This window comes from Sphingobium sp. WCS2017Hpa-17 (assembly GCF_031843765.1).
Classification (GTDB): domain Bacteria; phylum Pseudomonadota; class Alphaproteobacteria; order Sphingomonadales; family Sphingomonadaceae; genus Sphingobium.
In genome coordinates, this window is record NZ_JAVTIV010000008.1 from 78,163 (window position 1) to 103,225 (window position 25,063).

The window sequence follows — 25,063 nt, forward strand, 5'->3', positions numbered from 1 at the left end:
ATCATGACGCTGACAGACATTCTAGTACCGACCTATGTCCAGATGCTGGGCGCGCTCTCGGCCTGGCTCGGCAAGGTTGATGAGGCGGGGCCGGGGGACGAGGCGCAGGCGATCATGACTGCCCGGCTCGCACCCGACATGTTTCCGCTATCGACCCAGATACGCTTTGCTTGCGTACAGGCGCAGGAAGGGTTGTTCCGGTTGCGGCAGGAGGCATTTCCGCCATCGGTGGCCGTGTTGCTGGAAGAGGGGCGTCATGCCGACATGCAGCCTGGCACCATCGCCGATGCGCGTGCCCGGATTGCGGAGACCATCGCTATCGTGGAGGCCTCTGCAACGGACGCGCCCGTCCTCGATCCGGCGACACCCATCGCGCACAGCCTGCCGCAGGGCATGATATTCGACCTGACCGCCGAACAATATGTTCGCGACTGGACGCTGCCGCAATTTTATTTTCATGTCATGACCGCCTATGCGATCCTGCGCGCCCAGGGTGTCGATCTGGGTAAGGCCGATTATGTCGCGCACATGTTTCCCTATCTGCGTCCGGGTACTCTGCCAACGCAGTGAGTCGATTGTCCGGGCGCCCGTCTACTGGCATCGGACGGCGCCCGGTTCGGGACAGACAAAATTTCCCGCGCTTGGGCCGTATGCAATAAGTTACGTAATTCCATGCGCTTGGAAACAATATGACATGAAAATGAAGATCGTCCGCCCGGACTGTCTTCAATCTTAAATCTTACTGTCTTGATGACGCCATATCAGCCCCTCCGTGAACAGAATCAAATCACAAAGGGGTTGAATTTCATGATGTTAAACCGATTCGTCCGGGCGACTCTGCTTGCCGGCTCCGCGATGGCGAGCCTGGCCGCGCCGACCGCCTTCGCCCAGACCGCGACGCCTGATGCCACCGCCGCCGCCGAAACGCCCGGCGACGCCGGCCTCGGCGAAATCGTCGTTACCGCGACCAAGCGTGAAACCAATCTTCAGGAAACGCCGATCTCCATGGCGGTGATGAGCACGGAGGCGCTCAAGGATCGCCACGTCACCAGCCTTTATGATCTGGCCGACGGCGCCGTACCGTCGCTGCGCATCGCCACCTTCGAGGCGCGCCAGTCCGCGCTCACCATCGGCATTCGCGGCATCGTGCCGCTCGACGCCAACCAGCCTGCCCGCGAACAGGGCGTCGGCATTTATGTCGACGGCGTCTATATGGGCCGCCAGCATGGCCTGAACGCCGCGCTGTTCGATATCGAGCGCGTCGAAGTGCTCAAGGGGCCGCAGGGCACGCTGTTCGGCCGCAATACTGAAGGCGGCGCGCTCAGCATCGTTTCCAAGGCGCCGACCGGCGAATGGGGTGGCCGCGTGGAAGCGGGCGCCGGCAATTATGGCGGCCGCACCGCCAATGCCCATATCAACCTGCCTTCCATCGCCGGCTTCTCGATCAAGCTGGACGGCGTGATCCAGCATCAGGACGCCACCACCAAGAACCCGATGGAGGGTCAGGCCGGCTGGAACTATTATAACCGCAAGGGGATGCGGGCGGCCGTCCGCTGGCAGCCGACCAGCAATATTACCAACGACTTCTCCTATGATGTCGCGAAGGACGAGAATACGCCCTTCTACAGCCAGTTGCTGAACTACAACCCCAATGGTTGCGGCACTGGCACCCAGGCATCGCAGCCCGCCTGCACCCTGCCCGGCACCGCCTACACCAACCTGACCGGCGGTCCGGTCAAGCCGCTGTTGCCCGGTGTCACCGTGAACGGCAGCAGCCGGATGAGCGAAGCCGATATCGGCGTGCCGCAGCAGGTCAGCGTCGACAAGACCCATGGCTTCACCAACTCGCTGAAATGGGAAATCTCGCCACAGATCGAACTGCGCTCCATCACCGCATGGCGTGGCGTGGATGCGACCCAGTGGGACAATAGCGGTGGCGCTCACCGTCCGCCGCTGGTGAACCTGGGCCTTGGCACAACGACCAGCGCCTGCACCGCGGCCGCGCCCTGCGCCTTCAGCCGCTACAGTCTGGCCGACCTGCGCCAGCGCCAGTTCAGCCAGGAATTCCAGGCGGTCGGCACGTTCGGCAATATCGATTATGTCGCGGGCCTGTTCTATTTCAACGAACATGTCAGCGATGACGCCGCGACCCCCAGTTCGATGGGCGCGGTCGCCACCTACACCAACGGCATCGTCACCGGCGCCGACTATGTCACCATTCCTTTCTGCACCGCCTCCACCCCCGCCTTCGTCGGCTCGGCGGTCAATGGCTGCTCGATCGACCGTGCTTCGGAAGTCTGGTCGAAAAGCTATGCCGGCTATGGCCAGCTGACCTGGAACGCCACCGATGCGCTGCACATCACCGTGGGCGGACGCTACACGCATGACGAGAAGAAGGGCGTGCTGCACTATTCGCGCAATGTGAATTACGACACCAACCCGCCTGCTGCCAGCGTCGGCTACAAGCCGCTCGACGCCAGCTGGAACCGCTTCAACCCGATGGCGACTATCGCCTATGACGTCAGCGACGACCTGCACGTCTATGCTAAATATGCGACCGGCTATCGCGCCGGCGGCGCCAGCTCGCGCACGTCCAATTATCAGGCGTTTGATCCTGAAGATGTGAAGTCCTATGAAGTCGGCCTGAAGTCGGACTTCTGGAACAACCGCGCCCGGTTCAACCTGGCCGGCTACATCATGGATCGCAAGGACAGCCAGGTGGACATCAGCTCCATCCAGTTCGTCGGCACCAGCAGCTTCAACAACCTCGTCACGATCAACGCGCCGGGCACCACCAAGATTCGCGGGATCGAGGCGGACCTGACGCTGAACCCGGTCGAAGGGCTGACGCTGAACGCTTCCTACGCCTATACCTACACCAAGATCCCGCCGGTGCTGATCACCGCTACGGATACGTCGGGCGCATCGACCAGCGTCTATCAGAACTTCTACATCGTGTTCACGCCACGCAACGCCGCGAGCGGATCGATCGACTATGCCGTGCCGGTCGGTGGCGGTGACACGAAGCTGAAGTTCCACTTCGACGGCAATTATTCGCAGGCGACGCAAGCCTTCGACCAGTTTGCCACCAAGAATGACAGCTCGCTGATCTTCAATGGCCGCATCTCGCTGGCGGATATCGAGGCCGGCAATGGCCGCAACCTGACGCTCAGCCTGTGGGGCCGCAACCTGTTCAACGAACAATATGTGTTCCGCCGCGATCCGTCGAACAGCCTGCCGGCCGCCCCGACCAGCAGCGTGTCCACGGGCAGCATCGCCAATGTGCTGGGTGACTATGGCAACTTCAACGCACCACGCACCTACGGCGTGGAAGCCAGCTTCAAATTCTGATCCTGTACTGAAGCAATAATTGGCCGGCGTGATGCTTTCTGCATCACGCCGGTTTTTTCTTGCCCGTCAAAGGGGCAGGGTCAGGACGATCCGCAGGCCCGGCGTGGCATCCTCCAGCGACAGGCTGCCATGATGCAGCCGGGCGATGGCGTCGGCCAGCGGCAGGCCAAGGCCATGGCCGCTGCGCGACCGGCTCTTGTCGAGCCGGCCGAACCGCCGCATCACCAGCGAACGCTGCGCCGGTGCGATGCCGGGGCCGTTGTCGGCGACGGTCAGGAAGATGGCATCGGCCCGCTGCGCCACGGTGACGCTGATATGCGTGCCCTCCGGCGTGTGGCGGATGGCGTTTTCTATGAGGTTGAGCAGCATCTGCGACAGCAACTGGCGATCGCCGGTCATCTGTCCCCGGCCGCTCACTTGCAGGATGATCGGCTGCTGCCGCTCGTCGGCCAGCGGTTGGGCCATCTCGACCATGTCGCGAGCCAGTTGATCGATATCGAGCTGCTGGAACCCCGCCCGCCGCGATCCGCTCTCTATTTCCGCGATCCGCAGCATCGCGCCGAACATGGCCAGCAGTTCGTCGGCCTGCGCGGTCGCGCGTTGCAGGCTCTCACGGACCGGTGCAGCCTCGTCCTTTCGCTCGATCAGCGTCAGTTCGTTGCGCAGCTTCGCCAGCGGCGTCCGCAATTCATGCGATATGTCGTTCGACACGTTCCGGATTTCCGCCATCAGCATGTTCATCCGGTCGAGCATATGATTGAAGGCAGCGGCCTGCTGGTCGAACTCCCCGCCATCGCCCAGCAAAGGCACGCGGCGCGACAGATCGCCTTCGACGATCGACTCCGCAGTTCTCCGCATCTGTTCGATCCGTTCGCCGATCAGCCGGCGGAACAGTAGCAGGCCGATCAGTACGACGCAGATGATGGCACCGAAGCCGGCAACATAGATGCGCTGGCGGACCGCGAAATAATCGTCGATCGGCTCGGTTTCGGCAAAGACCGCCAGCCGCACGCCCCGACCCAGATCGCGGACCAGCACTCGCCCGGCGCTCAGCCCCTCGATCCGGTCGCGCCGGTCGAGCGAGGAAAAGCCCAGCGGCAGCGGCCGGGAAAAGCGGACATTGCCAGCGATCGGGTGGCCCTGCGCGTCGGTCAGCAACATGCCAAGGTCGGCGGTGTCGCGCTGCTGCGCCATCTGGCTGATCCGCTCCTGCCATTCCGTCTGGTCGAAATCCGCGCCGATCGGGGCGATGGCATGGCTTTCCGCCTCGACCCGTTCGTCCACCAGTGCGTTGATCATCGACAGCGTGGCGAAGAAGGTGCCCAGACCTGCCGCCGTGGTGACCAGCAGGAACAGGGCGAGAAAGGCGATGGTCAGCCCGCGCAGCGATTGGAAGCGCCGGATCATGTGCGGAGGGAATAGCCCATGCCGCGCTGCGTATTGATCGGGTCGTCGCCATGCTCCAGCAGCTTCACCCGCAAATGCCGGATGTGCGCCTCGACGATGTTGGTCGTGGGCGCGAAATCATGGCCCCATATGCGCTCGATCAGCATCGGCCGGGTGACGACCGTGCCGGCATGGCGCGCCAGTTCCAGCAGCAGCTTGAACTCCGTCTGCGACAGGTTGAGCGGCCGTCCGTCGCGCCAGGCGCGCAGCCGCGACGGGCTGATCACGATATCGCCGGCGCTGATCGTGTCCGATGGGCTGTCATTCACCCGGCGCGCGCGGACCAATGCGTTGATGCGGGCATTCAGTTCCAGCGGATCGACCGGTTTTACGACATAATCGTCGGCGCCCGCCTCGAACCCTTCCACCTTGTCGAAAATCTGGCCCAGCGCGGTCAGCATTAGCACCGGCACATTCATCCCGCCTTCGCGCAACTGGCGCAGCACGGTAATGCCGTCCACCGATGGCATCATCCAGTCTAGAATGATGATGTCGAACGACCGCTGGCCCACGATCGCCAGCGCGGACAGGCCGTCGTCGGCCGTCTGCACATCATGGCCGAACTGGGACAATTGTTCGACCAGTTGCCGTTGCAGATGCTTGTCGTCCTCGACCAGCAGGACTTGCATGTTCATGGGGGCAGGGCGTCCGGTTGCAGGGATAGGAAGGGCGGCAGGAATAGCCCGATACGGCGGTCATGGCCATCCGGCGCGACGATTGCGCAGCATTTTCAGCGGGCGGCATGACCGCCCTTCTGTTGCGGGATTGCCACAGCCCGACGCTTTGCGATCAGTCGCTGTGACTAAGCAACATTATGTCACAATAAGGACATGATCGAACCCTAGCCGCCGCGCCCATGGAGGCCGTTGGCCTTTGCAAGACAAGATTATGGGGTACGACTTTGTCCAAGACACTCTTCACCCGGTCGGCACTGATGCTGACCGCCGCGCTCGGCGCCCTGACGACGGCGCATGTCGCCTATGCGCAGGACGCCGCCGCCGCCGACCAGCTGGACGAAATCGTCGTCACCGCCGAACGCCGCTCGGAAAACCTTCAGAAGGTGCCCGTATCGGTCGGCGTCGTGCAGGGCGATGCGCTGCGCAACCTGACCGCCGGCGGCGGCGACATTCTGGAACTCGCGGCCCGCGTGCCCGGCCTTTATGCCGAAACCACCACCGGCCGCATCTTCCCGCGCTTCTACATTCGCGGCCTGGGCAATATCGACTTCTATCTCGGCGCGTCGCAGCCGGTGTCGATCATCCAGGACGATGTCGTGCTGGAGCATGTCGTGCTGAAGTCGAACCCGGTGTTCGACGTCAATCAGGTGGAAGTGCTGCGCGGCCCGCAGGGTTCGCTCTTTGGCCGCAACACCACGGCGGGCATCATCAAGTTCGACACCATCCGTCCCTCGATGGATTGGGAAGGTCGCGCGCAGGCCAGCTATGGCAGCTATAACACGGTCACCTTCGACGGCGGCATTGGCGGCCCGATCGTCGCGGACAAGCTCGCATTCCGCGTCTCGGCCCTCTACCAGCACCGCGACGACTGGGTCGACAACACTTATGAAGGCCCCAGCGCCGATGGTACCGTCTCCCCCAAGAAGGACGCGATGGGCGGCTATAATGAGAAGGACGTGCGCCTTCAGCTGCTGATGACGCCGACCGAAAATGTCTCGATGCTGACCAGCGTCCATGCCCGCGACTATGACGGCACATCGACCATCTTCCACCGCGCGGGCCTCACCAAGGGCAGCAACAGCGTGGCGGGCGAGCCCCGCTCGAAGATCGCCCTCGACGAAGCGATGAACAACCCGCAGGCCTACAAGACCTACGGCGCGTCGGAAAATATCGCGATCGACATGGGTGCGGTCACGCTGACCTCGATCACTGCCTATGAAACCACCAGCGGTTACAGCCGTGGCGATACGGACGGCGGCGCGGGCGCCGACTATCCGGTGGCTGGCGTGGCGAACGGATTCGGCCAGAGCCAGGGCAATGTCCGCGACCTCGACCAGCTGACGCAGGAAGTGCGGTTGGCCAGCAACGGCGACGGCGCGTTCAAGTGGCAGGTCGGCGGCATGTATTTCGACAGCCGCGACACCACCGACTTCTACCAGCGCGCCTATTTCCTGACGACGGCTGCGCATAACCCCAACAACTGGGTGCGTCTGCGCAACAAGAATGAAAGCTGGGGCCTGTTCGGTCAGGCGAGCTATGAAGTCGTCCCCGGCCTGACCATCACCGCCGGCGGCCGCTACACCAAGGATACGAAGGAAACCCGTCTCGTCCGCGCGACTGCTAATGCGGCGGGCGTCTCCACTTATGCCGGTCGTCGCTATGTGAAGCTGACCGGCAAGGAACCCAGCTGGGACGTCAGCGCCCTCTATGAAGTCAGCCCCGAAGTCAGCCTCTATGCCCGCGTCGCGCGCGGCTTCCGTGGCCCGACCATTCAGGGCCGCTCGGCTGTCTTCAACAGCGACTTCACCACGGCGGATTCGGAAACGATCATGTCCTATGAAGGCGGCATCAAGACCAGCCTGCTGGGCAACCGCCTGCGCTTCAACCTGTCGGGCTTCGCCTGGAAGGTGAAGGATATCCAGCTCAACGGCAACGACGTGAACGGCAATGGCGTCCTGTTCAACGCCGACGCGGCCAAGGCCTATGGTCTGGAAGCCGATCTGGAAGCCCGTCCGTTCGAAAACCTCACCCTGTCCGCCGGACTCAGCCTGCTGCACAGCGAAATCAACGACAAGAATGTCTATGCGCAGGTCTGCACGCTGAACGGGGTGGTGGTCTGCACGGTGGAAGATCCGACCGTCACCAATTCGCGCGGCGTCTTCGCCCAGATCGACGGCAACCCGCTGCCCAACGCGCCGAAATATACGGCCAACTTCGCGGCTCGCTACGACGTGCCGCTGGGCAATGGCGGCAAGCTCTTCGCGGCGACCGACTGGAACATTCAGGGCTACACCAACTTCGTCCTCTACAAGACGAAGGAGTTCTACTCGAAGGGCGACTTCGAGGGCGGCCTGAAGATCGGCTACACCGCCCCGGACGGCAAATATGAGATCGCCGCCTTCGCTCGCAACATCACCGGCGAGAAGAATATGAAGGGCGTGATCGAAAACTATATGGCGCCGGTGTTCAACGAACCCCGCATCATCGGCGTGTCTTTGAGCGGCAAGCTGTAACGATCAGGAAAGGGCGCGGCCGGTCACGGTTCGCGCCCTTTTCATGTCATAGCGCGTAGCGGCGTCCGGTCCCGCCGCAAATTTTTCTGTCCTGTCGATCAGCATTGCTTGTAAGACGCTTCTCTATAACATCGGTAGATAAGCCGCATGAGTCGGCGCGGAGCATCTATGCAGGACAGGCAGGAGCAGGGTGAGGCCGATGGCCTGTTCGGGCGCTGGCGCGCGCGATTGGCGCAGGCTCTGTTGCGCGAACCGTCGGTCGTGCTGATCGAGCGGGATGCCGATGCGCTGTTCGGCCTGATCGATCCTACGGAACAACCCCAGGCCCGCGAAACGGTCAACTGACCCCCTCGCACGCGCTGGCGATCGCCTACATAGGCGCTTCACCTTTCATTTTTTCAGGAGATAGCATGGCCACCAATCCCCGCGCCACGACGCGTGCCGTCGATAGCCTGTTCCTCGACCGCTGGTCGCCCCGTGCGTTCGACAGTTCGGCCATCCCGCAGGCGGACCTCTACACCATCTTTGACGCCGCGCGCTGGGCGCCGTCGGCCTTCAACTATCAGCCCTGGCGCTTCCTCTACGCCCATCGCGACGATGCGGATTGGCAGCGTTTCCTGGAATTACTGCTGCCCTTTAACCAAAGCTGGGTGAAGAATGCCGGCACGATTGTCTTCATCCTGTCCGACACGCTGATGGCCGCGCCCGGATCGGACGATTTCAAGCCGTCGCACAGCCACAGCTTCGATGCGGGCGCAGCCTGGGCGCTGCTGGCGTTGCAGGCGACGCGACTGGGCTATCACACCCATGGCATGACCGGCGTAGATTTCGACAGGGCGCGGGCCGAACTGGCCGTGCCGGAGCGTTTCCGGATCGAGGCAGCGGTGGCGATCGGGCGTCAGGGCGACAAGTCGGTCCTGCCCGAAGCGCTTCAGGCGCGCGAAGAGCCGAGCGATCGCAAGCCGATCGAAAGCTTTGCCCATCAGGGCAATTTCGCGGGCTGACCTGTTGAAATCATTCCCTCGCCTTGCGGTGCGGGGGTGAATTGGGCACCATGACGGGGGGCATCGCTATAGCGATGCCCCCCGTTTGTCATCGAGTGCCTATTTTTCATGCCCTTTTCCGAAATGATCGCTGGAAGCGCCGTTGCGGCCGTCGTCACCAATCCTCGCCTGCCCGATAATCCGATCGTCGCCTGCAACGATGCCTTCGTTATGCTGACCGGTTATCCGCAGGATGAGGTGATCGGCCGCAATTGCCGTTTCCTGTCCGGCGCCGATACCGAGGCGGCGGGGACGCAGGCGATCCGTACCGCCCTGGCCGAGCGGCGGCCGGTGCTGGTCGAACTGCTCAACTATCGCAAGGACGGGACGGGCTTTCGCAATGCGGTGATGATCGCGCCGATCTTCGGCCCGGACGGCACCTTAGACTGGTATCTGGGGTCGCAGGTGGCGGTCGAGGACGCAGGGGCGGCGCGCAGCGAGGAAGCCGCAGCGCTGATCACGACGCTGACCGATCGCCAGCGCGCGGTGCTGACCGGCATGGCGGAGGGTCAACTCAACAAGCAAATCGCCTTCGACCTGGGCCTGACCGAGCGGACGGTGAAGATGCACCGCGCGGCCATGCTGCGGGCGCTGGGCGCGCGCACGGCGGCCGACGCCATCCGCATCGCCATCGAAGCAGGGCTTTGACGATGAAGCGGGGGTGCGGCTGATGGTATTGCTGGGCATCGCCATCATCGTGGCGGGCTTCCTGCTGCGCTTCCATCCGCTGTTGGTGATCCTTGCCTCGGCGATCGTCACGGGTCTGGCGGCGGGGCTGGACCCGCTGGCGATCCTCGCGGCCTTCGGCAAGGCGTTCAACGATGCCCGCTATGTCAGCATCATCTGGATCGTGCTGCCGGTCGTCGGCCTGCTGGAGGCGAACGGGTTGCAGGAGCGCGCGCGCGGCCTGATCGCGAAGATGCGCGGGGCGACGGTTGGCCGTTTCCTGACCTTTTACCTGATCCTGCGGCAGATGCTGGCCGCTGTCGGCCTCACCTCCGTTGCCGGCCATCCCCAGACCGTCCGCCCGCTGGTTGCGCCGATCGCCGAGGCGGCGGCCGAGCGTCAGGCGGGCGATCTGAAAGAGGCGGAGCGCGAAGAGATCAAGGCCTGGGCCGCGGCGACCGACAATATCGGCCTGTTCTTTGGCGAGGATATCTTCCTCGCCATCGGTTCTATCCTGCTCATCAAGGGGCTGCTGGAACAATATGGCATCAATCTGGAGCCGTTGCAGCTGTCGGTCTGGGCGATCCCCACCGCGGTCGCGGCGCTGCTGATTCACGGGTTCCGCCTGTGGCGCCTCGATCGAAGGCTGGCGCGGAAGCGGGGACAGCCATGATCACGCTGCACTGGGTCTACGCGCTGGCCGGCGCGGTGTTCGCCGCCTTCGCCCTGCTGGGTGCGCGCGATCGGGATAACCCCCGCCGCTGGACGACCGCCGCCTTCTGGGCCTTGCTGGCGACCTCCATGTGGGCAGGCGACAGGCTGGGCGACCTTGGCAATGGCGTGCTGGTGCTGGGATTGATCGCACTCGGCGCGCTCGGCCTTGGCCGGGGCGATGGCGTGGTGCCGCCGGAGCAGCGGCAGGCGCGCGCCAACCGCTTCGGCAACCGCCTCTTTGCCATCGCGCTTATCATTCCGGTGACCGCACTGGCCGGCACCTTCCTGTTCAAGGCTGCGCCGGACTGGTTCGATGCGAAGCAGGCGACGCTGATCGCGCTGGCGCTGGGGGTGCTGATCGCGATGACGGCCGGATGCCTGTGGCTGCGCGCCGGGGCGCTGGTGCCGTTGCAGCAGGGGCGGCGGCTGATGGACTGTATTGGTTGGGCTGCGATCCTGCCGCAGATGCTGGCCAGCCTCGGCGCGGTCTTCGCGCTGGCTGGCGTGGGCGATGTGGTGGGCGGCATCGTGCAACAGGCGATCCCGCAGGGCAGCCTGCTGGGCGCGGTGATCGCTTATGCCCTTGGCATGGCGCTCTTCACCATGATCATGGGCAATGCCTTTGCCGCCTTCCCGGTGATGACAGCGGCGATCGGCGTGCCCCTGCTCATCCGCACCTATCATGGCGATCCGGCGGTGGTGTGCGCCATCGGCATGCTGGCGGGCTTCTGCGGCACGCTCATGACCCCCATGGCCGCCAATTTCAATCTCGTCCCCGCTGCCCTGCTCGAACTCAAGGACAAGCATGGCGTGATCAAGCGGCAGGTCGGCACTGCGCTGCCGCTGCTGATCGTCAACATCGCTCTTATTTACTGGCTGGCCTTTCGATGACGCTTCTGACGCAAGATATCGGCGAAAATTTCGCTGCGCTGACCCTGTCCCATCTTGGACGTGAATATCCCTACAAGATGGATCTGGTCATGGGTGGGCCGGAGGATGCCCGGCCGCCGCAGGACCATCACCCGATCTTCCACGGCAGTTTCGACTGGCATAGCTGCGTCCATGGCTGGTGGCAGGTGATGCGGCTGAAGCGCCTGTTTCCCGCACTGGCGCAGGGCGATGCGATCCGGGCGCGCGGCGACGCGATGCTGGTGCCGGACAAGGTGGCGGGCGAACTGGCCTATTTGCATCGGCCGCTCAGCGCCGGGTTCGAACGGCCCTATGGCTGGGCCTGGGCGCTGGCGCTGCATCAGGAACTGGCGTTGCATGACGCGCCCTGGGCCGATGCCTTCGCGCCGCTGGCCGAGGCGTTCGCCGCGCGCTTCCATGCTTTCTTGCCCAAATTGACCTATCCTCTGCGCGTCGGCACCCATTTCAACATCGCTTTCGCGCTGATCCTGACGCTGGGCTGGGCGCAGACGCGCGATCCCGCGCTGGTGGCGCTAATCCGGGACAAGGCGATCGGCTGGTTCGGGCAGGATCGTGCCTGTCAGGCGTGGGAACCGGGTGGCGACGAATTTCTCTCACCCGCTCTGTGCGAGGCGCTGCTGATGAGCCGCCTGCTGGATCGCGCAGACTTTGCCGACTGGTTCCACGCCTTCCTGCCGGACCTTGCGCGCGGCGAGCCTGCGACGCTGTTCACGCCCGCCACGGTGTCCGACCGCAGCGATGGCAAGATCGCGCATCTCGACGGCCTGAACCTCAGCCGCGCCTGGTGCTGGCGCGGAATCGCCGCCGCGCTGGGACCGGGCGCTATCGCCGATCTGGCGGAGAAGGCGGCGCGTGTCCATCTCGACGCCAGCCTGCCCCATGTCGCGGGTGATTATATGGGCGAACATTGGCTCGCTACCTTCGCCCTGCTGGCGCTGGAATAGCGCCTAATTGCTGACGGTGTGGACGAACATATAGCCTTCGTTGCGGATGGTGCGGATGACCGGGCCTTTGAGGCCGCAGGCCGATAGTTTCCGCCGCAGTCGGCATAGCTGCACGTCGATCGACCGGTCATAATGGTCGCTGGTCGCGCCATAGACCCGGTCGAGCAGGTGGGTGCGGTCCAATACCTGACGCGGATGCTCGATGAAGACGCGCAGCAACTGGAACTCGCCGTCCGACAGGGCGATGGGCATACCGACCGGGTTGAACAGCTGGCCGGTGGTCATGTCCACGCGCCAGCCCTCGAAGGATGCGACGCTGCGGGCGACAGGCGCCTGCACCGCCCGCGCCGATCCCGTGCGGCCGCGCAGGGCAGCCCGGATGCGGGCCAGCAGTTCGCGCGGATTGGCCGGTTTGCTCAGGCAATCTTCCGCTCCCAGCTCCAGCGCGGCGATCCGGTCCGCATCGCTACAGGCGGCGCTGTGGACGATCACCGGCAGGCGGCGTTCGATCGCCAGTTCGTGTAGCAGCGCGGCGCCCTGACCCGGGGCGACGGCGGGGTCGAGTACCACCAGCGCATATTCCTCCTGCGCCAGCCGCTCGCGCATCTGGAGGGCAGAGGCGGCGCCGGCGACATGCAGGCCGTAGCGCGCGAAATTATCCGCCAGTTGGCCGATCTGGGTGGCGTCATCGTCAACGATGAGCAGGCGACTGAGCATGACCGTCATATCCACAAGGACGCTGCCGCCAGCGCAGAACCGTCCCGTCCGCGTCATCATTGCGCGCCTGCCATTGCAGTCGTGCTGCCAGCAGTCGCTCGCCGGGGCTGAAGTGGCTGTGCAGCCGTGCGATCAGAGCATCGTCGAGCAGGTCGTGCGTACCCAGCGGTCGGCCGAACCGTCCCGACCCGTTGGCGCGGCGCAGCAGGCGACGGCTAAGCCCGTACCAGCCGGGAATATGGACCAGCCAGCTTTTGTCGGCCACGGCGCGGCGGGTGAACAGGTTCATCGCCCGCGCCAGCCATAGCAAAGGCAGGCTGAGAGAAGGATTGCGCGCACCCCAGTCGATATGGGACAGGTCGACATCCAGTCCGAAGCGTGCCGCATAGGCGGCAGCAAACCCGCGCGGGTCGGCACGAAAATCCTCATAGCGGAAGACATGGACCCGGTCCGGCCCGAACAGCCCGTCATAATGGGCTATCAGCCGGATATAGTCGAAATGATCGAGCCTGAAGCCCGGCGCTTCGTCCCGTTCCGGCGCCACCGGACTGAGTCGGTCGCGGCCGAACAGATAGCGGCGCAGGCCGAAGGTGCCGCCGCCCTTCACATATTGCAGCCAGGCGGAGACGATCGCGGACAGCGGATCGCGCACGAAGATGACGATCTGCGCATTCGGCAGGGTGCGCAGGATGCGATCGGCGATATCCTTGGACAGGTTGCCGGCAAGGCCGCCATTATGCAGGCCGCCGGTCAGATTTTCCTCGCACAGGATCGTCCGTTCGTGAACCTCGCCCAGATGTGCCCGCGCCTCCGCCGGATCGAAATGCAGCGCGCCCGGCGCGAGGAAGGCCGCCCGGACGGTCGCGCGGGGGATGTAGCGGCGATTGCGCACCATCGGGTAGAAGCGATCCTGAAACCAGGTCGTGCCGGTCTTGTGATAGCCGATATGGACGATTGGACCCATCAGGCGGCCTCGGCCAGTAGCGCAGCCGGGTCGGGCAGGGCAGCGGGTGCTTCGCCAAGGCACAGGCGGCAATGCCGGTCCCAGGACAGATTGTCGCTCGCCCAGACGCGCGCCCGGTCGCCGATGCGGCGGCACAATGCGGGGTCGGACACCAGCAGGTCGATGACGGCGCGGATGGCATCGACCGACCGGCCGTCGACGACGAAGCCGGTCACGCCATCCTGTACGAACTCCGCCGGCCCTCCGTCCTGACCGACGATGCAGACCAGTCCTTGTGCCATGGCATCGGCAATGGACAGGCCGAAGCCTTCCACTTCCGCACCATCATCCAGCGCAATCTGGGGGTGGAGGAAGATATCGGCGCCGGCATAGGCGGCCGACAATTCCTCGGCCGGGACAAAACCGGCCATGGTCACGCTGTTGTCCAGGCCACAATGGCGGATCGTCTCGCGCACCCGCACCGAATCGACGCCACGGCCGATGATGACATGGCGCAGATGCGCGCCGGCCTGCACGCTGCCGGCGATTGCCCGCACGGCCGCTGCGACATTCTTGCGCGCGACCAGCCGGCAGACGGTCAGCAACTGGGCTGCGCCATCCCCTTGCGCGAAGCGGGTTGGCTGGCGTTCGGCAGGGACGCGAACGCCGTTCCATGCGGTGACGGTGCGATCGGCCAGATGGGGTAGACGGTCGAGCAACAATATACGGGTGACGTCGCTGACCGCGACGATCCGCCGGGCGCGCTTCAGCGTCAGGCGCAGTAGCAGCAGCGCCAACCCTCGCGGGCGGCCCACTTCCCGGCCATGGATGGTGACGACCAGCGGTCGGGGAAAGAGCAGGGCGGGCAGCGCCGCGCGCCAGGTGCAGGCGTGGATCAGCGCGGGGCGATTGCCCTTTACCCAGGCGGCCAGCATGGCGCGGAACAGCCGCCAATAGACCGCCAGCATAGACGCCGCGCCGACGTCGATCAGTTCCACGCCTTCCTGTTGCTCACGGCGTGGGCCGGCCGAGCTTTTGGCAAAGATGGTGACGTGGCGACCCTGCGTCGCATAGGCGTTGGCCACTTCGCGGGCATAGGTCTGCACCCCGCCTTCGTCGGGCGCATAGACGCGGGCAACGAGCCAGATGGACGATATCTTGTCAGGCATGGGCGGCCAATTCCAGTCTAGGGAGGCCGTCTAAGGCCGGGCGCGCAGCCGTCTGGCTGCGTTGGAGATAGTGGGACAGGGCGCGGGCGGCGCGCATGCCGGCGCTACTTGCCGAGTGGGCGTCCAGATTGCCGAAGGTGCGCGCGACGCCCTGCCGTTGCGCATCGACATAGGCGGCATGGTCGGCGATCGCCGCCGCCGCTGCATCGGTGATGCCCCGCGTGCTCGCCAGCACTGGGCCATAATGCCAGTGGCCATAGCTGCGATCCTCCTGCCAGTCGGCGCGATGGCCGTTCAGGAACAGGCAGGGGCGGGGGCGGGCGAGATATTCGTAGATCTGGCTCGACACATCACCCAGATAGAGCGAGGCCATATGGACATAGCGCATGTCGATGCTGGCCCGGCTGCCCAGGTCGACATGGATATGGGGCAGGCTGGCGAGGTCGGCCAGCTGCCGCTCCATCGCCGCCCGTTTCCGTCGATTGTCGAACAGGCGGACATGGGGCGCGACGATCAGGTTGAACCGGTCGTCCCGTGCGAACTGGTGAATGACGTCTTCCCCCATGGTCGGCCAGGACGAGAGTTTCGGCGAGAAATGCGGATTGTAGAGGATGACCGGCCGATCCTGCGCAAACAGCCGGTTTCGGCCGTCCTGCGGGCGGGTCAGGTCGAATTTATTATAGCCGCTGATCGCATAATGGCCTTCGCGGATCAGCCCTTCGTCCAGCATCCGCCGCCGTTGCTTTTCGCCCGCCAGCAGCACGAAGTCGAACTGGGCGATGCGCCGGTCATAACCGACCGCCCGGTCGCCCGCGCCATGACAGCTATGGATGAAGCGGGTTTTTGACAGGCCGAGCCGCTTGAGCAGCAGCGATGTGCGTTCCGGCACGACGATCGCGTCATACTCGGCGAGTTGGCGCCGCGCGGCGATCAGGCTGGCGATCTTGGGCGGGATGGTAGCGCCGGTCAGGCCGGCCAGCGCATCGAGCCAGCGGCCGCCGCAGCGCAGGAAGCGGATCGGGCCAGCACCCTGCGTCGTGGCGATATCGCGCGCCAGCGCCAGATGATCGTCGGTCGCGGCCATGACGTCCACGGCAAAGCCGGGATCGCGCGACAGGGCGATCGCAATCGGCAGTGCGTGGAAAAGCTGGTGAATCTGGGCGTTGAAGAAAAAGCACAGCCGCTGCGGCTGGGCCAGCGTTGCGGCGTCGCTCCGGTCGAACCAGTCGCGTCCCATGATAATCTCCGTTCGAGCAGACCCGAACGGCGCAATGGGACATGATTATCGCGAGGGAATTTCAGAGTGCGTCAGCGCGAAAAGCGCCTGCAACAAAGCGGTCATCTACCGCCACACTAGCCCCTCCCCTTCAGGAGAGGGGCAGCGAGACTTGCCCGCACCTTGGGCGGGCTTAGTCGCAGCGGGATGGGGTTAAGCCACCCCGCTTACGGAAGATCAGTCGCGCAGCAGTTCGTTGATGCCGGTCTTGGACCGCGTCTGCGCATCCACGCGCTTGACGATCACGGCGCAATAGAGGCTGGGGCCGGGCGTGCCGTCGGGCAGGGGCTTGCCGGGCAGCGAACCGGGAACGACGACCGAATAGGGCGGCACTTCGCCGATGAACACTTCGCCGGTTGCGCGGTCCACGATCTTGGTCGACATGCCGATGAACACGCCCATCGACAGCACCGAACCCTTGCCGATGCGCACGCCTTCCACGACTTCGGACCGGGCGCCGATGAAGCAGTCATCCTCGATGATGACCGGATCGGCCTGAAGCGGTTCCAGCACGCCGCCGATGCCGACGCCGCCCGACAGATGGACATTCTTGCCGATCTGGGCGCAGCTGCCCACCGTCACCCAGGTGTCGACCATCGTGCCTTCATCGACGAATGCGCCGATGTTGACGAAGCTGGGCATCAGGATGACGTTCTTCGCGATATGCGCGCCGGCGCGGGCGAAGCTGCCCGGCACGGCGCGGAAACCGGCGGCGCGGAAGGCCGCTTCGTCCCAGCCGGCGAACTTGCTCGGCACCTTGTCCCACCAATGGCCCGCGCCCGGACCATTGTCGATCATGGCATTGTCGTTCAGGCGGAAGCTGAGCAGCACGGCCTTCTTCGCCCACTGGTTGACCTGCCAGCCTTCCGCAGTCGGCTCGGCCACGCGCAGTTCGCCGCTGTCCAGCAGCGCCAGCGCCTTGTCGACGGCCTGGCGGACTTCGCCCTGGGTCTGGAGATTGACGCTGGCGCGGTCTTCCCACGCGGCGTCGATGGTGGCGATCAAATCTTGGCTCATGCTTTTGTCCCCAGAATATCGGCCAGAAATGGCGTCAGATGGTCGGTTTCGAAATCGATGAAATCGGGATGATGGTCATGATCGCCGGCTTCGGAGCCATTATTGACCCAGATGGTCGTCATGCCGATCGCCTTGGCGGGCGACAAGTTGCGCGCCATATCCTCGAAGAAGGCGGCGCGGGTCGGATCGACGCTGTGCACGCGGCATAGTTCCGCATAGCCCGACGGATCGGGCTTCGGAATATATTGGCAGGCATGGATGTCGTGGATCAGTTCGAACGCACCGGTCAGGCCCAGCCTGTCCAGCACGCGGCCGGCATAGGCGGCGTCGCCATTGGTGAAGATCAGGCGGCGGCCGGGCAGGGCGGCGATATGGGCGTTAAGCGCCGGGTCGACCTCCAGCCGTTCCATCGAGATGTCGTGGACATAATCGAGGAAGGTGCGTGGTTCGATGCCATGATGATGCATCAGCCCCGACAGCGTCGTGCCATGCTCCAGAAAATAGCGCTTCTGCGTCTGTTTCGCGATGACCGGGTCGCAACCCAGCAAGCCCTGGATATATTCGCCCATCTTCACGTCGATCAGCGCGAACAGGTCCGCCTTCGCCGGATAGAGCGTATTGTCCAGATCGAAGATCCATGTGTCGACATGGTCGAGGTCCGCGCGCATGGCCGCGCCCTAAAGCGGTCAGCGGTTCAGGGCAAGTCCGCTCACCCGGGACAATCGCCCAGCCGCCGATAGTCGTGCCGCCATGTGGCGGCCGGCACCTTGCCGGGAACTGCCGGGGTCTTGACCGACACCACCCAATGTTCCTCCCGGCCACTGCGCACAATTTCGCCGGGAATATCGGCCGCCGGTGCCGTTACGCCCAGTTCGGGAATGCGGATCGACGGGCAGTTCAGGGTGAAGGCCGCCTTGCTGAAGGAATCCAGCCCTATGCTGATCGGGCATGTCTGTTCGTTCGGCCCGGCTGCGAGCGATTCCCGGATCATTGCCTGCAATTGCGCGGCGGAGATGCAGGCGCGTTCCTGCCGGTCGGGCGCTGCCGGGTTTTTTGGGATCGTGGTGAAGCTGTGCGTCCAGAGGCCCGGCTTCACATCGCGCAATATCGTCAGTTTCGAAAGGTCGGCGGGACCGGGTGCGGCTGCGATCAACCCGCAGGCCATGGCCAATAGTGCAGCGCGCTTTGTCCAGTTCATGCCGTCTCCTCTGATCCTTTGGCGATCAGGGATGGCATGGACGGATGACATCGCCAAAGCCATGGCGCACCATCCGTCCCCATTTTGCGGCAACTGGGCCGATCAGCAGCCGGGTGCTTCGCCGTCCTGATAAAAGGCCCGCACGGCATCCCACGCATCCTGCGCGCTTTCGACCCAGGTCAGCAAGTTGAGGTCGCTGTGCGAAATCACGCCTTCGTCGGCCAGCGCCTCGAAATCGATGACGCGGGTCCAGAAATCTTTGCCGAACAGCAGGATCGGGATCGGCTTCATCTTGCCGGTCTGAATGAGGGTCAGCAGTTCGAACATTTCGTCGAACGTACCGAACCCGCCGGGGAAGACGGCAAGGGCGCGGGCGCGCAGCAGGAAGTGCATCTTGCGCAGCGCGAAATAGTGGAACTGGAAGCTGAGTTCCGGCGTGACATAGGGGTTGGGCGCCTGCTCGTGCGGCAGGACGATGTTCATGCCGATGGTGGTCTGGCCGACATCCTGCGCCCCGCGATTGGCCGCTTCCATGATCGAGGGGCCGCCGCCCGAACAGACGACGAAGTGACGGCATCCGGCATCGTTCACCGGATATTCGGCGGCGATCCGTGCCAGCTTGCGCGCTTCCTCATAATAGCGGGCCTTGGCGCCCAGGCTTTCGGCGATGCGCTTCTGTTCGGGCGTGGTCGCGGCGTCGATCCGCGCCTGCACCTGATCCGGCTCGGGAATGCGCGCTGATCCGTAGAAGACGAAGGTCGATTCGATCTTCGCCTCATCCATCAGCAACTGGGGTTTCAGCAGTTCAAGCTGGAAGCGCACGGGGCGCAGGTCTTCGCGCAGCAGGAAGTCGGTATCCTGGAAGGCGAGCTTATAGGCGGCGCTCTGCGTCTGGGGGGTGCCAAGCTGCTTCTTGGCGTCATGGGCCTCTTCGCGGGCCGGGCGGAATTTGCGTTCTTCGATTTCTTTTTTCGTCATTTGCACCAACTTAGTGTCGGGCAGTGACAAAACCAAGTCCGCATCCGCGCCAATGCGGTAATAGGATCGTAGCGGCTTAACTTCGCACATTTCCCGCTGATCGTGAAATGATGTTGCGTGAGCATGATCCTATCGGAAAGTCAGATGTCTGCACCGGCTGTCGGCCCGATTATCGCATCGTTGGCCAGTGTAGGACAGGCCGGTTTGGGTGGTTTCTTGCCATTCCCCTCTCGCTTGCGGGAGGGGCAGCGAGACTTGCGCGCGCAGCGCGTTAGTCGCAGCGGGGTGGGCTCTCGCGACGTCCAGCCCACCCCCTAGCCCCCTCCCGTAAACGGGAGGGGGAATATGTCCGCTTCTGCCCGGATACCGCCATTGCAGCATCGCTTTAACGGCAAAACCCTCCACGCCCGCCCATGTCGAAATGGAAATGGTCGTGATGGGCAGCGTTGTAATCCGGGCTGAGCACCGTGTTGAACCGCTTGCACGCGCTGGCATGGACGATTTTCAGGAACTGGCGCGTCTGGCGGTCGCCGTCCCAATCCTTCTGGATGCTGATTCGCCGGCCGTCGGACAGGACGAAGGCGGATACGTCGATCGCATTGCTGTGCGCATGTTCGGACAGCTTGCCGCTACCCGCGATCGGCCGGCAATTATAGGTGCCGAACGTCTCGATCTTCTCGATCTCCGCGCCGAAGATCACGCGGGCGGCGGGCTGAACGCCGAACTTTGCCCAGGCCGCGAAATTGGCGGCGAGGTTGCAGGTGATCGCGCCAATGCCCGTCGTCGGCACGCCGATGTCGATCAATTTGACGCTGTTTACCGCGCTGCATCCGCCGCCGAAATTTCGGTCGGGCAGGGGGGTGAAGGCCACCGCCTGCGACTGAAGCTTGGCAAAACATTGGCGCGTTTCCATGGCCGGTTGCGCTGGCGCGCGGACGGGTGGCGGGGGCTTGGGCGCGGTCGCCACGCGGCCGCGCGGGACCAGATCGCCGCTACAGGCGCTCAGCATGATTGCACAGGCGGCGGCCAGGGCCGCGCCGCGCAGAAAACCTGTTTCTGTCACCCGCTCTTCCATGAATCGGATGTTTACCATCGCGAATCTTTACGAAAGTTAACCGCCCTTTTCGCCTCGTCGCATTTCCACAAACGGCTTGACTCTTTTTTCGCGGACATTAGTGCGGCCGACGGGCCACGCGGTCCCAACGCCGCGCGTGCTCTCTGTAAGGAGAAGCATTACATGACTGATTTGACTGCCGTCGACGCCACCATTGCGCCTGTCGCAAAGCCCGTAACCCGTCCGGCCCGCCCCTTTTTCTCTTCCGGTCCCTGCGCCAAGCCTCCGGGCTGGGATGCCGCCAAGCTGGCCACTGAGTCGCTCGGCCGTTCGCATCGCGCCAAGATCGGCAAGACCCGCCTTGCCTACAGCATCGACCTGATGCGTGAGCTGCTGAACCTGCCCGACACCCACCGCATCGGCATCGTGCCCGGTTCCGACACCGGCGCGTTCGAGATGGCGATGTGGACCATGCTGGGCGCTCGCCCGGTCACGACGTTGGCCTGGGAGAGCTTCGGCGAGGGCTGGGTGACGGACGCTGCCAAGCAGCTGAAGCTCGACCCCACTGTCATTCGCGCCGATTATGGCCAACTGCCCGACCTGACGACCGTCGATTTCAGCACCGACGTATTGTTCACCTGGAACGGCACCACCTCTGGCGTGCGCGTGCCGAACGCCGACTGGATTCCGGCCGACCGTGAAGGCCTGACCTTCGCCGACGCGACCAGTGCCGTGTTCGCTTATGACATCGACTGGGCGAAGATCGACGTCGCCACCTTCTCCTGGCAGAAGGTGCTGGGCGGTGAGGGCGGCCATGGCGTGCTGATCCTTGGCCCACGCGCCGTGGAGCGTCTGGAAACCCACACCCCCGCATGGCCGCTGCCCAAAGTGTTCCGCCTGATGGCGAAGGGCAAGCTGGCCGAAGGCGTGTTCAAGGGCGAAACCATCAACACGCCGTCCATGCTGGCCGTGGAAGATGCGATATTTGCCCTCGAATGGGGTAAGTCGCTGGGCGGCTCGGCCGGCCTGATCGCGCGCAGCGATGCCAATGCGGCCGCGCTGGGTAAGATCGTCGCGGAACGGGATTGGTTGGGCCATCTCGCCGTCGATGAAGCGTCGCGGTCGAAGACCAGCGTCTGCCTGACTGTCGAGGGTGCCGACGAAGCCTTCATCAAGGCCTTCGCCGCCCTCCTCGAAAAGGAAGGCGCCGCCTATGACGTCGCGGGCTATCGCGACGCCCCGGCCGGCCTGCGCATCTGGTGCGGCGCGACTGTCGAAACGGCGGATATCGAAGCGCTCGGTCCGTGGCTCGACTGGGCCTATGCGACCGTGAAGGCTGCTTAATCCATTTACGTCACCCCAGCGAAAGCTGGGGTCTCACTTCCCTTAAGAATAAGAGAGATCCCAGCTTTCGCTGGGATGACGTCTCATAGATTCAAGGATCAAATCCATGCCCAAAGTCCTTATTTCCGACAAGATGGACCCCCGCGCCGCCGCAATCTTCAAGGAGCGCGGCGTCGAAGTCGACGTCATCACCGGCAAGACCCCCGAAGAACTGATCGCCATCATCGGCGACTATGATGGCCTCGCGATCCGTTCGTCCACCAAGGTTACCAAGGAAATCCTGGACGCCGCGACCAACCTGAAGGTCATCGGCCGTGCCGGCATCGGCGTCGACAATGTCGACATCCCCTACGCCTCGTCCAAGGGCGTGATCGTGATGAACACGCCGTTCGGCAACTCCATCACCACCGCCGAACATGCCATCGCGCTGATGTTCGCGCTTGCTCGCCAGTTGCCCGAGGCGAACGCGCAGACGCAGCAGGGTCTGTGGCCCAAGAACGGCTTCATGGGCGTGGAAGTCACCGGCAAGACGCTGGGCCTGATCGGTGCCGGCAATATCGGTTCGATCGTCGCCACCCGCGCGCTGGGCCTTAAGATGAAGGTCGTCGCTTTCGATCCCTTCCTGACGCCGGAACGCGCCATCGAAATGGGTGTGGAAAAGGCCGATCTGGATACGTTGCTGGCGAAGGCCGACTTCATCACGCTGCACACGCCGCTGACCGACCAGACCCGCAACATTCTGTCGAAGGAAAATCTGGCCAAGACCAAGAAGGGCGTGCGCATCATCAACTGTGCGCGTGGTGGCCTGATCGACGAGGCTGCGCTGAAGGACGCGCTGGATTCGGGTCAGGTGGCGGGCGCCGCGCTCGACGTGTTCCAGACCGAACCGGCCAAGGAATCGCCGCTGTTCGGTACGCCCAACTTCATCTGTACCCCGCATCTGGGCGCGTCGACCGACGAAGCGCAGGTCAATGTGGCGTTGCAGGTTGCCGATCAGCTGTCCGACTATCTGCTGGACGGCGGCATCACCAATGCGCTGAACGTTCCCAGCCTGTCCGCCGAGGAAGCGCCCAAGCTCAAGCCCTATATGGCGCTGGCGGAAAAGCTGGGCAGCCTTATCGGTCAGTTGGAAGGCGACCAGATCAGCGGCGTTGCCGTCGAAGTTGAAGGCCATGCCGCCGAACTGAACCAGAAGCCCATCACCGCCGCCGTTCTCGCCGGCCTGATGCGCGTCTATTCGGACACGGTGAACATGGTCAACGCGCCCTTCCTGGCGAAGGAACGCGGCCTGGACGTTCGCGAAGTGCGCCACGACCGCGAAGGCGATTACCAGACGCTGGTGCGCGTCACCGTCACCACCGAAAATGGCGACAAGTCGGTTGCCGGCACGCTGTTCGGCCACGCCCAGCCGCGTCTGGTCGAACTGTTCGGCATCAAGGTGGAAGCCGATCTGGACGGCACGATGCTCTATATCGTCAACCAGGACGCACCGGGCTTCATCGGTCGCCTGGGGTCGAAGCTGGGCGAATCGGACGTCAATATCGGCACCTTCCATCTTGGCCGTCGCAATCAGGGCGGCGAAGCCGTGCTGCTGTTGTCGGTCGACGGCACCGTCACCGAACCGCTGCGCTGGGAAATCTGCAACCTCACCGGCGTGAAGCAGGTGAAGCTGCTGCGTTTCGCATAACAGCTTACAAATTCCGTTCGTGCTGAGTAGAGGCTGAGCCTGTCGAAGCCTCGCATCGAAGCATCCTTCGATACGCCATTTCGACTTCGCTCAATGGCTACTCAGGACGAACGGAGGCTGGATAAGATAGCATTATCCGCTAAAGGGCCTGTCCCATGACCATGATCCCGCCCAGCCTCTTGCCCGAAGGCCTTTCCGACCGCCTGCCGCCGCAGGCCGAAGCCTCCGCGCGTCTGGCGCGCCGCGTGCTCGATACGGTGGCGACCCATGGTTATGAGCGGGTCATGCCGCCGCTCGCGGAGTTCGAGGATACGCTGACCCAGCGGTTGAAGTCGATGCGCGCGCAGGATCTGGTCCGCGCGGTCGATCCGGTGTCGCAGCGCAGCCTCGCCTTCCGCCCGGACATGACCGCGCAGGTCGGCCGTATCGCCGCCACACGCCTGCGTGCTGCGCCGCGCCCGCTGCGCCTGTCCTATGCCGGCCCGGTCATCCGCCAGAAGGCGAGCCAGCTCCGCCCCGAGCGCGAGAAGATGCAATTGGGCGCCGAACTGATCGGCAGCGACAGTGCCGCTGCCGCGGTCGAGATCGTCAATATCGCGATCGAGGCGTTGCAGGCCGCCGGCGTCACCGGCATCACCATCGACTTCACTTTGCCCGATCTGATCGACGCGCTGGCCGCCGGCCCGCTGCCGCTCGCGGCCAATGAGGTGGAGGCTGTGCGCACCGAGCTGGACGCCAAGGATGCCGGCGCACTGGCCGCGATCAGCCCGGCCGCCGCCGCTTATCTGCCGCTCATCGAAGCGACCGGCCCCTTTCACGCGGCGATGGAACAGCTGGAAGCGTTCAGCGCCAGCGTCGGCGGCGCGATCGACAGCCGCATCGCGGGCCTGCGCGCCATCGCCAGGCCGATCGGCTGGGACATCACCCTGACGCTCGATCCGACCGAACGGCATGGATTCGAATTTCAGAACTGGTTCGGCTTCTCCATCTTTGCCGAGGGATTCATCGGCGAAATCGGCCGTGGCGGCAGCTATGCCATCGCCCGCGCCGATGGCGCGGACGAGCCGGCCATGGGATTCTCGCTCTATCCCGATCCGCTGATCGACGCCGGGTTCGGCGGCGAAAGCCCCAAGCGCCTGTTCCTGCCGCTCGGCCATGATGCCGACCGCGCCGCAGAGTTGCGAGCGGAGGGATGGCACACTGTCGCCGCGCTGGCGGATGGTGAGGACGGCGCGGCCCAGCGTTGCTCGCACTGGCTGGATGGCGCGGAGCCGCGCGCCTATTGACTTGACTTCATCGGGGCAGCGCGGCTAACCCGCGCCCCGCATCAAGGGCGCACCACGCGCCCCATTATCCCACCGGCATGCCGAGTCCCGTCGAAGGGCATGGCCGGTCC

At 64.2% G+C, this 25,063-nt stretch carries 23 protein-coding genes; 12 read left to right on the forward strand and 11 right to left on the reverse strand.

Going from position 1 to position 25,063, the window contains the following annotated elements:
- Positions 1-3 precede the first annotated feature (3 nt).
- Together RQH62_RS13340 and RQH62_RS13345 are read left to right on the forward strand one after the other, a co-directional pair.
- Positions 4-570, forward strand: coding sequence for a DUF1993 domain-containing protein (locus RQH62_RS13340; protein WP_311269228.1), 567 nt, complete (start codon positions 4-6; stop codon positions 568-570).
- A gap of 240 nt (positions 571-810) precedes the next feature.
- A complete protein-coding gene (locus RQH62_RS13345) occupies positions 811-3,351 on the forward strand; it encodes a TonB-dependent receptor (protein WP_311269320.1) in 2,541 nt (846 codons plus the stop codon).
- Positions 3,352-3,417: 66 nt separating this feature from the next.
- On the opposite strand, the gene RQH62_RS13350 is transcribed toward RQH62_RS13345, so the two are convergent.
- Both RQH62_RS13350 and RQH62_RS13355 read right to left on the reverse strand, forming a co-directional pair.
- Positions 3,418-4,758, reverse strand: a complete 1,341-nt coding sequence (locus RQH62_RS13350; protein WP_311269229.1) for an ATP-binding protein — start codon at positions 4,756-4,758, stop codon at positions 3,418-3,420.
- Positions 4,755-5,432, reverse strand: coding sequence for a response regulator transcription factor (locus RQH62_RS13355; RefSeq protein WP_311269230.1), 678 nt, complete (start codon positions 5,430-5,432; stop codon positions 4,755-4,757). Before RQH62_RS13355 ends, RQH62_RS13350 begins: the two co-directional genes overlap by 4 nt.
- A 266-nt stretch (positions 5,433-5,698) precedes the next feature.
- Here RQH62_RS13355 and RQH62_RS13360 point away from each other — a divergent pair, with 266 nt between their 5' ends.
- From RQH62_RS13360 to RQH62_RS13390, 7 genes are all read left to right on the forward strand, one after another.
- Positions 5,699-7,987 carry a TonB-dependent receptor domain-containing protein gene (locus RQH62_RS13360; RefSeq protein WP_311269231.1) on the forward strand — a complete coding sequence of 763 codons (2,289 nt, stop codon included), beginning with the start codon at positions 5,699-5,701 and terminating at the stop codon, positions 7,985-7,987.
- Positions 7,988-8,155: 168 nt separating this feature from the next.
- Positions 8,156-8,332: a hypothetical protein gene (locus tag RQH62_RS13365; RefSeq protein WP_311269232.1), complete on the forward strand. Its 177-nt coding sequence runs from the start codon at positions 8,156-8,158 to the stop codon at positions 8,330-8,332.
- A 65-nt stretch (positions 8,333-8,397) separates the two neighbouring features.
- Positions 8,398-8,991: a nitroreductase family protein gene (locus RQH62_RS13370; RefSeq protein WP_311269233.1), complete on the forward strand. Its 594-nt coding sequence runs from the start codon at positions 8,398-8,400 to the stop codon at positions 8,989-8,991.
- Between the two features lie 123 nt (positions 8,992-9,114).
- A complete protein-coding gene (locus RQH62_RS13375) occupies positions 9,115-9,678 on the forward strand; it encodes a LuxR C-terminal-related transcriptional regulator (RefSeq protein WP_311269234.1) in 564 nt (187 codons plus the stop codon).
- A 19-nt stretch (positions 9,679-9,697) separates the two neighbouring features.
- The gene (locus RQH62_RS13380) at positions 9,698-10,369 is read left to right on the forward strand and encodes a DUF969 domain-containing protein (RefSeq protein ID WP_311269321.1); all 672 of its coding nucleotides are present in this window, start codon (positions 9,698-9,700) and stop codon (positions 10,367-10,369) included.
- Positions 10,366-11,301 carry a DUF979 domain-containing protein gene (locus RQH62_RS13385; protein ID WP_311269235.1) on the forward strand — a complete coding sequence of 312 codons (936 nt, stop codon included), beginning with the start codon at positions 10,366-10,368 and terminating at the stop codon, positions 11,299-11,301. Before RQH62_RS13380 ends, RQH62_RS13385 begins: the two co-directional genes overlap by 4 nt.
- Entirely contained in the window at positions 11,298-12,284 is a 987-nt protein-coding gene (locus RQH62_RS13390; protein WP_311269236.1) for a DUF2891 domain-containing protein, read from the forward strand. Before RQH62_RS13385 ends, RQH62_RS13390 begins: the two co-directional genes overlap by 4 nt.
- A 3-nt stretch (positions 12,285-12,287) precedes the next feature.
- On the opposite strand, the gene RQH62_RS13395 is transcribed toward RQH62_RS13390, so the two are convergent.
- The 9 genes from RQH62_RS13395 to RQH62_RS13435 all read right to left on the reverse strand — a co-directional run bounded on the left by RQH62_RS13395 (position 12,288) and on the right by RQH62_RS13435 (position 20,657).
- The gene (locus RQH62_RS13395; RefSeq protein WP_311269237.1) at positions 12,288-13,010 is read right to left on the reverse strand and encodes a response regulator transcription factor; all 723 of its coding nucleotides are present in this window, start codon (positions 13,008-13,010) and stop codon (positions 12,288-12,290) included.
- Positions 12,976-13,965 carry a sulfotransferase gene (locus RQH62_RS13400; RefSeq protein ID WP_311269238.1) on the reverse strand — a complete coding sequence of 330 codons (990 nt, stop codon included), beginning with the start codon at positions 13,963-13,965 and terminating at the stop codon, positions 12,976-12,978. Before RQH62_RS13400 ends, RQH62_RS13395 begins: the two co-directional genes overlap by 35 nt.
- Positions 13,965-15,113: a glycosyltransferase family 4 protein gene (locus RQH62_RS13405; RefSeq protein WP_311269239.1), complete on the reverse strand. Its 1,149-nt coding sequence runs from the start codon at positions 15,111-15,113 to the stop codon at positions 13,965-13,967. The genes RQH62_RS13400 and RQH62_RS13405 overlap by 1 nt, the downstream gene beginning before the upstream one ends.
- Complete coding sequence (locus RQH62_RS13410; protein WP_311269240.1) at positions 15,106-16,350, reverse strand: glycosyl transferase; 1,245 nt, start codon at positions 16,348-16,350, stop codon at positions 15,106-15,108. The genes RQH62_RS13405 and RQH62_RS13410 overlap by 8 nt, the downstream gene beginning before the upstream one ends.
- A 216-nt stretch (positions 16,351-16,566) precedes the next feature.
- A complete protein-coding gene (dapD, locus tag RQH62_RS13415; protein WP_311269241.1) occupies positions 16,567-17,406 on the reverse strand; it encodes a 2,3,4,5-tetrahydropyridine-2,6-dicarboxylate N-succinyltransferase in 840 nt (279 codons plus the stop codon).
- Positions 17,403-18,074, reverse strand: coding sequence for a pyrimidine 5'-nucleotidase (locus tag RQH62_RS13420; RefSeq protein WP_311269242.1), 672 nt, complete (start codon positions 18,072-18,074; stop codon positions 17,403-17,405). The genes dapD and RQH62_RS13420 overlap by 4 nt, the downstream gene beginning before the upstream one ends.
- A 41-nt stretch (positions 18,075-18,115) precedes the next feature.
- Positions 18,116-18,604: a hypothetical protein gene (locus tag RQH62_RS13425; protein WP_311269243.1), complete on the reverse strand. Its 489-nt coding sequence runs from the start codon at positions 18,602-18,604 to the stop codon at positions 18,116-18,118.
- Between the two features lie 102 nt (positions 18,605-18,706).
- A complete protein-coding gene (locus tag RQH62_RS13430) occupies positions 18,707-19,582 on the reverse strand; it encodes a TIGR00730 family Rossman fold protein (protein WP_311269244.1) in 876 nt (291 codons plus the stop codon).
- Positions 19,583-19,967: 385 nt separating this feature from the next.
- A complete protein-coding gene (locus RQH62_RS13435) occupies positions 19,968-20,657 on the reverse strand; it encodes an extensin family protein (protein ID WP_311269322.1) in 690 nt (229 codons plus the stop codon).
- A gap of 162 nt (positions 20,658-20,819) precedes the next feature.
- On the opposite strand from RQH62_RS13435, the gene RQH62_RS13440 reads away from it, so the two are divergent.
- The 3 genes from RQH62_RS13440 (at position 20,820) to RQH62_RS13450 (ending at position 24,953) form a co-directional block, all read left to right on the forward strand.
- Positions 20,820-21,980, forward strand: a complete 1,161-nt coding sequence (locus RQH62_RS13440; protein ID WP_311269245.1) for a phosphoserine transaminase — start codon at positions 20,820-20,822, stop codon at positions 21,978-21,980.
- Between the two features lie 106 nt (positions 21,981-22,086).
- On the forward strand, positions 22,087-23,667 hold the full coding sequence (serA, locus tag RQH62_RS13445; protein WP_311269246.1) for a phosphoglycerate dehydrogenase: 1,581 nt from the start codon (positions 22,087-22,089) through the stop codon (positions 23,665-23,667).
- Positions 23,668-23,822: 155 nt separating this feature from the next.
- Entirely contained in the window at positions 23,823-24,953 is a 1,131-nt protein-coding gene (locus RQH62_RS13450; RefSeq protein WP_311269247.1) for an ATP phosphoribosyltransferase regulatory subunit, read from the forward strand.
- Positions 24,954-25,063: the final 110 nt, after the last annotated feature.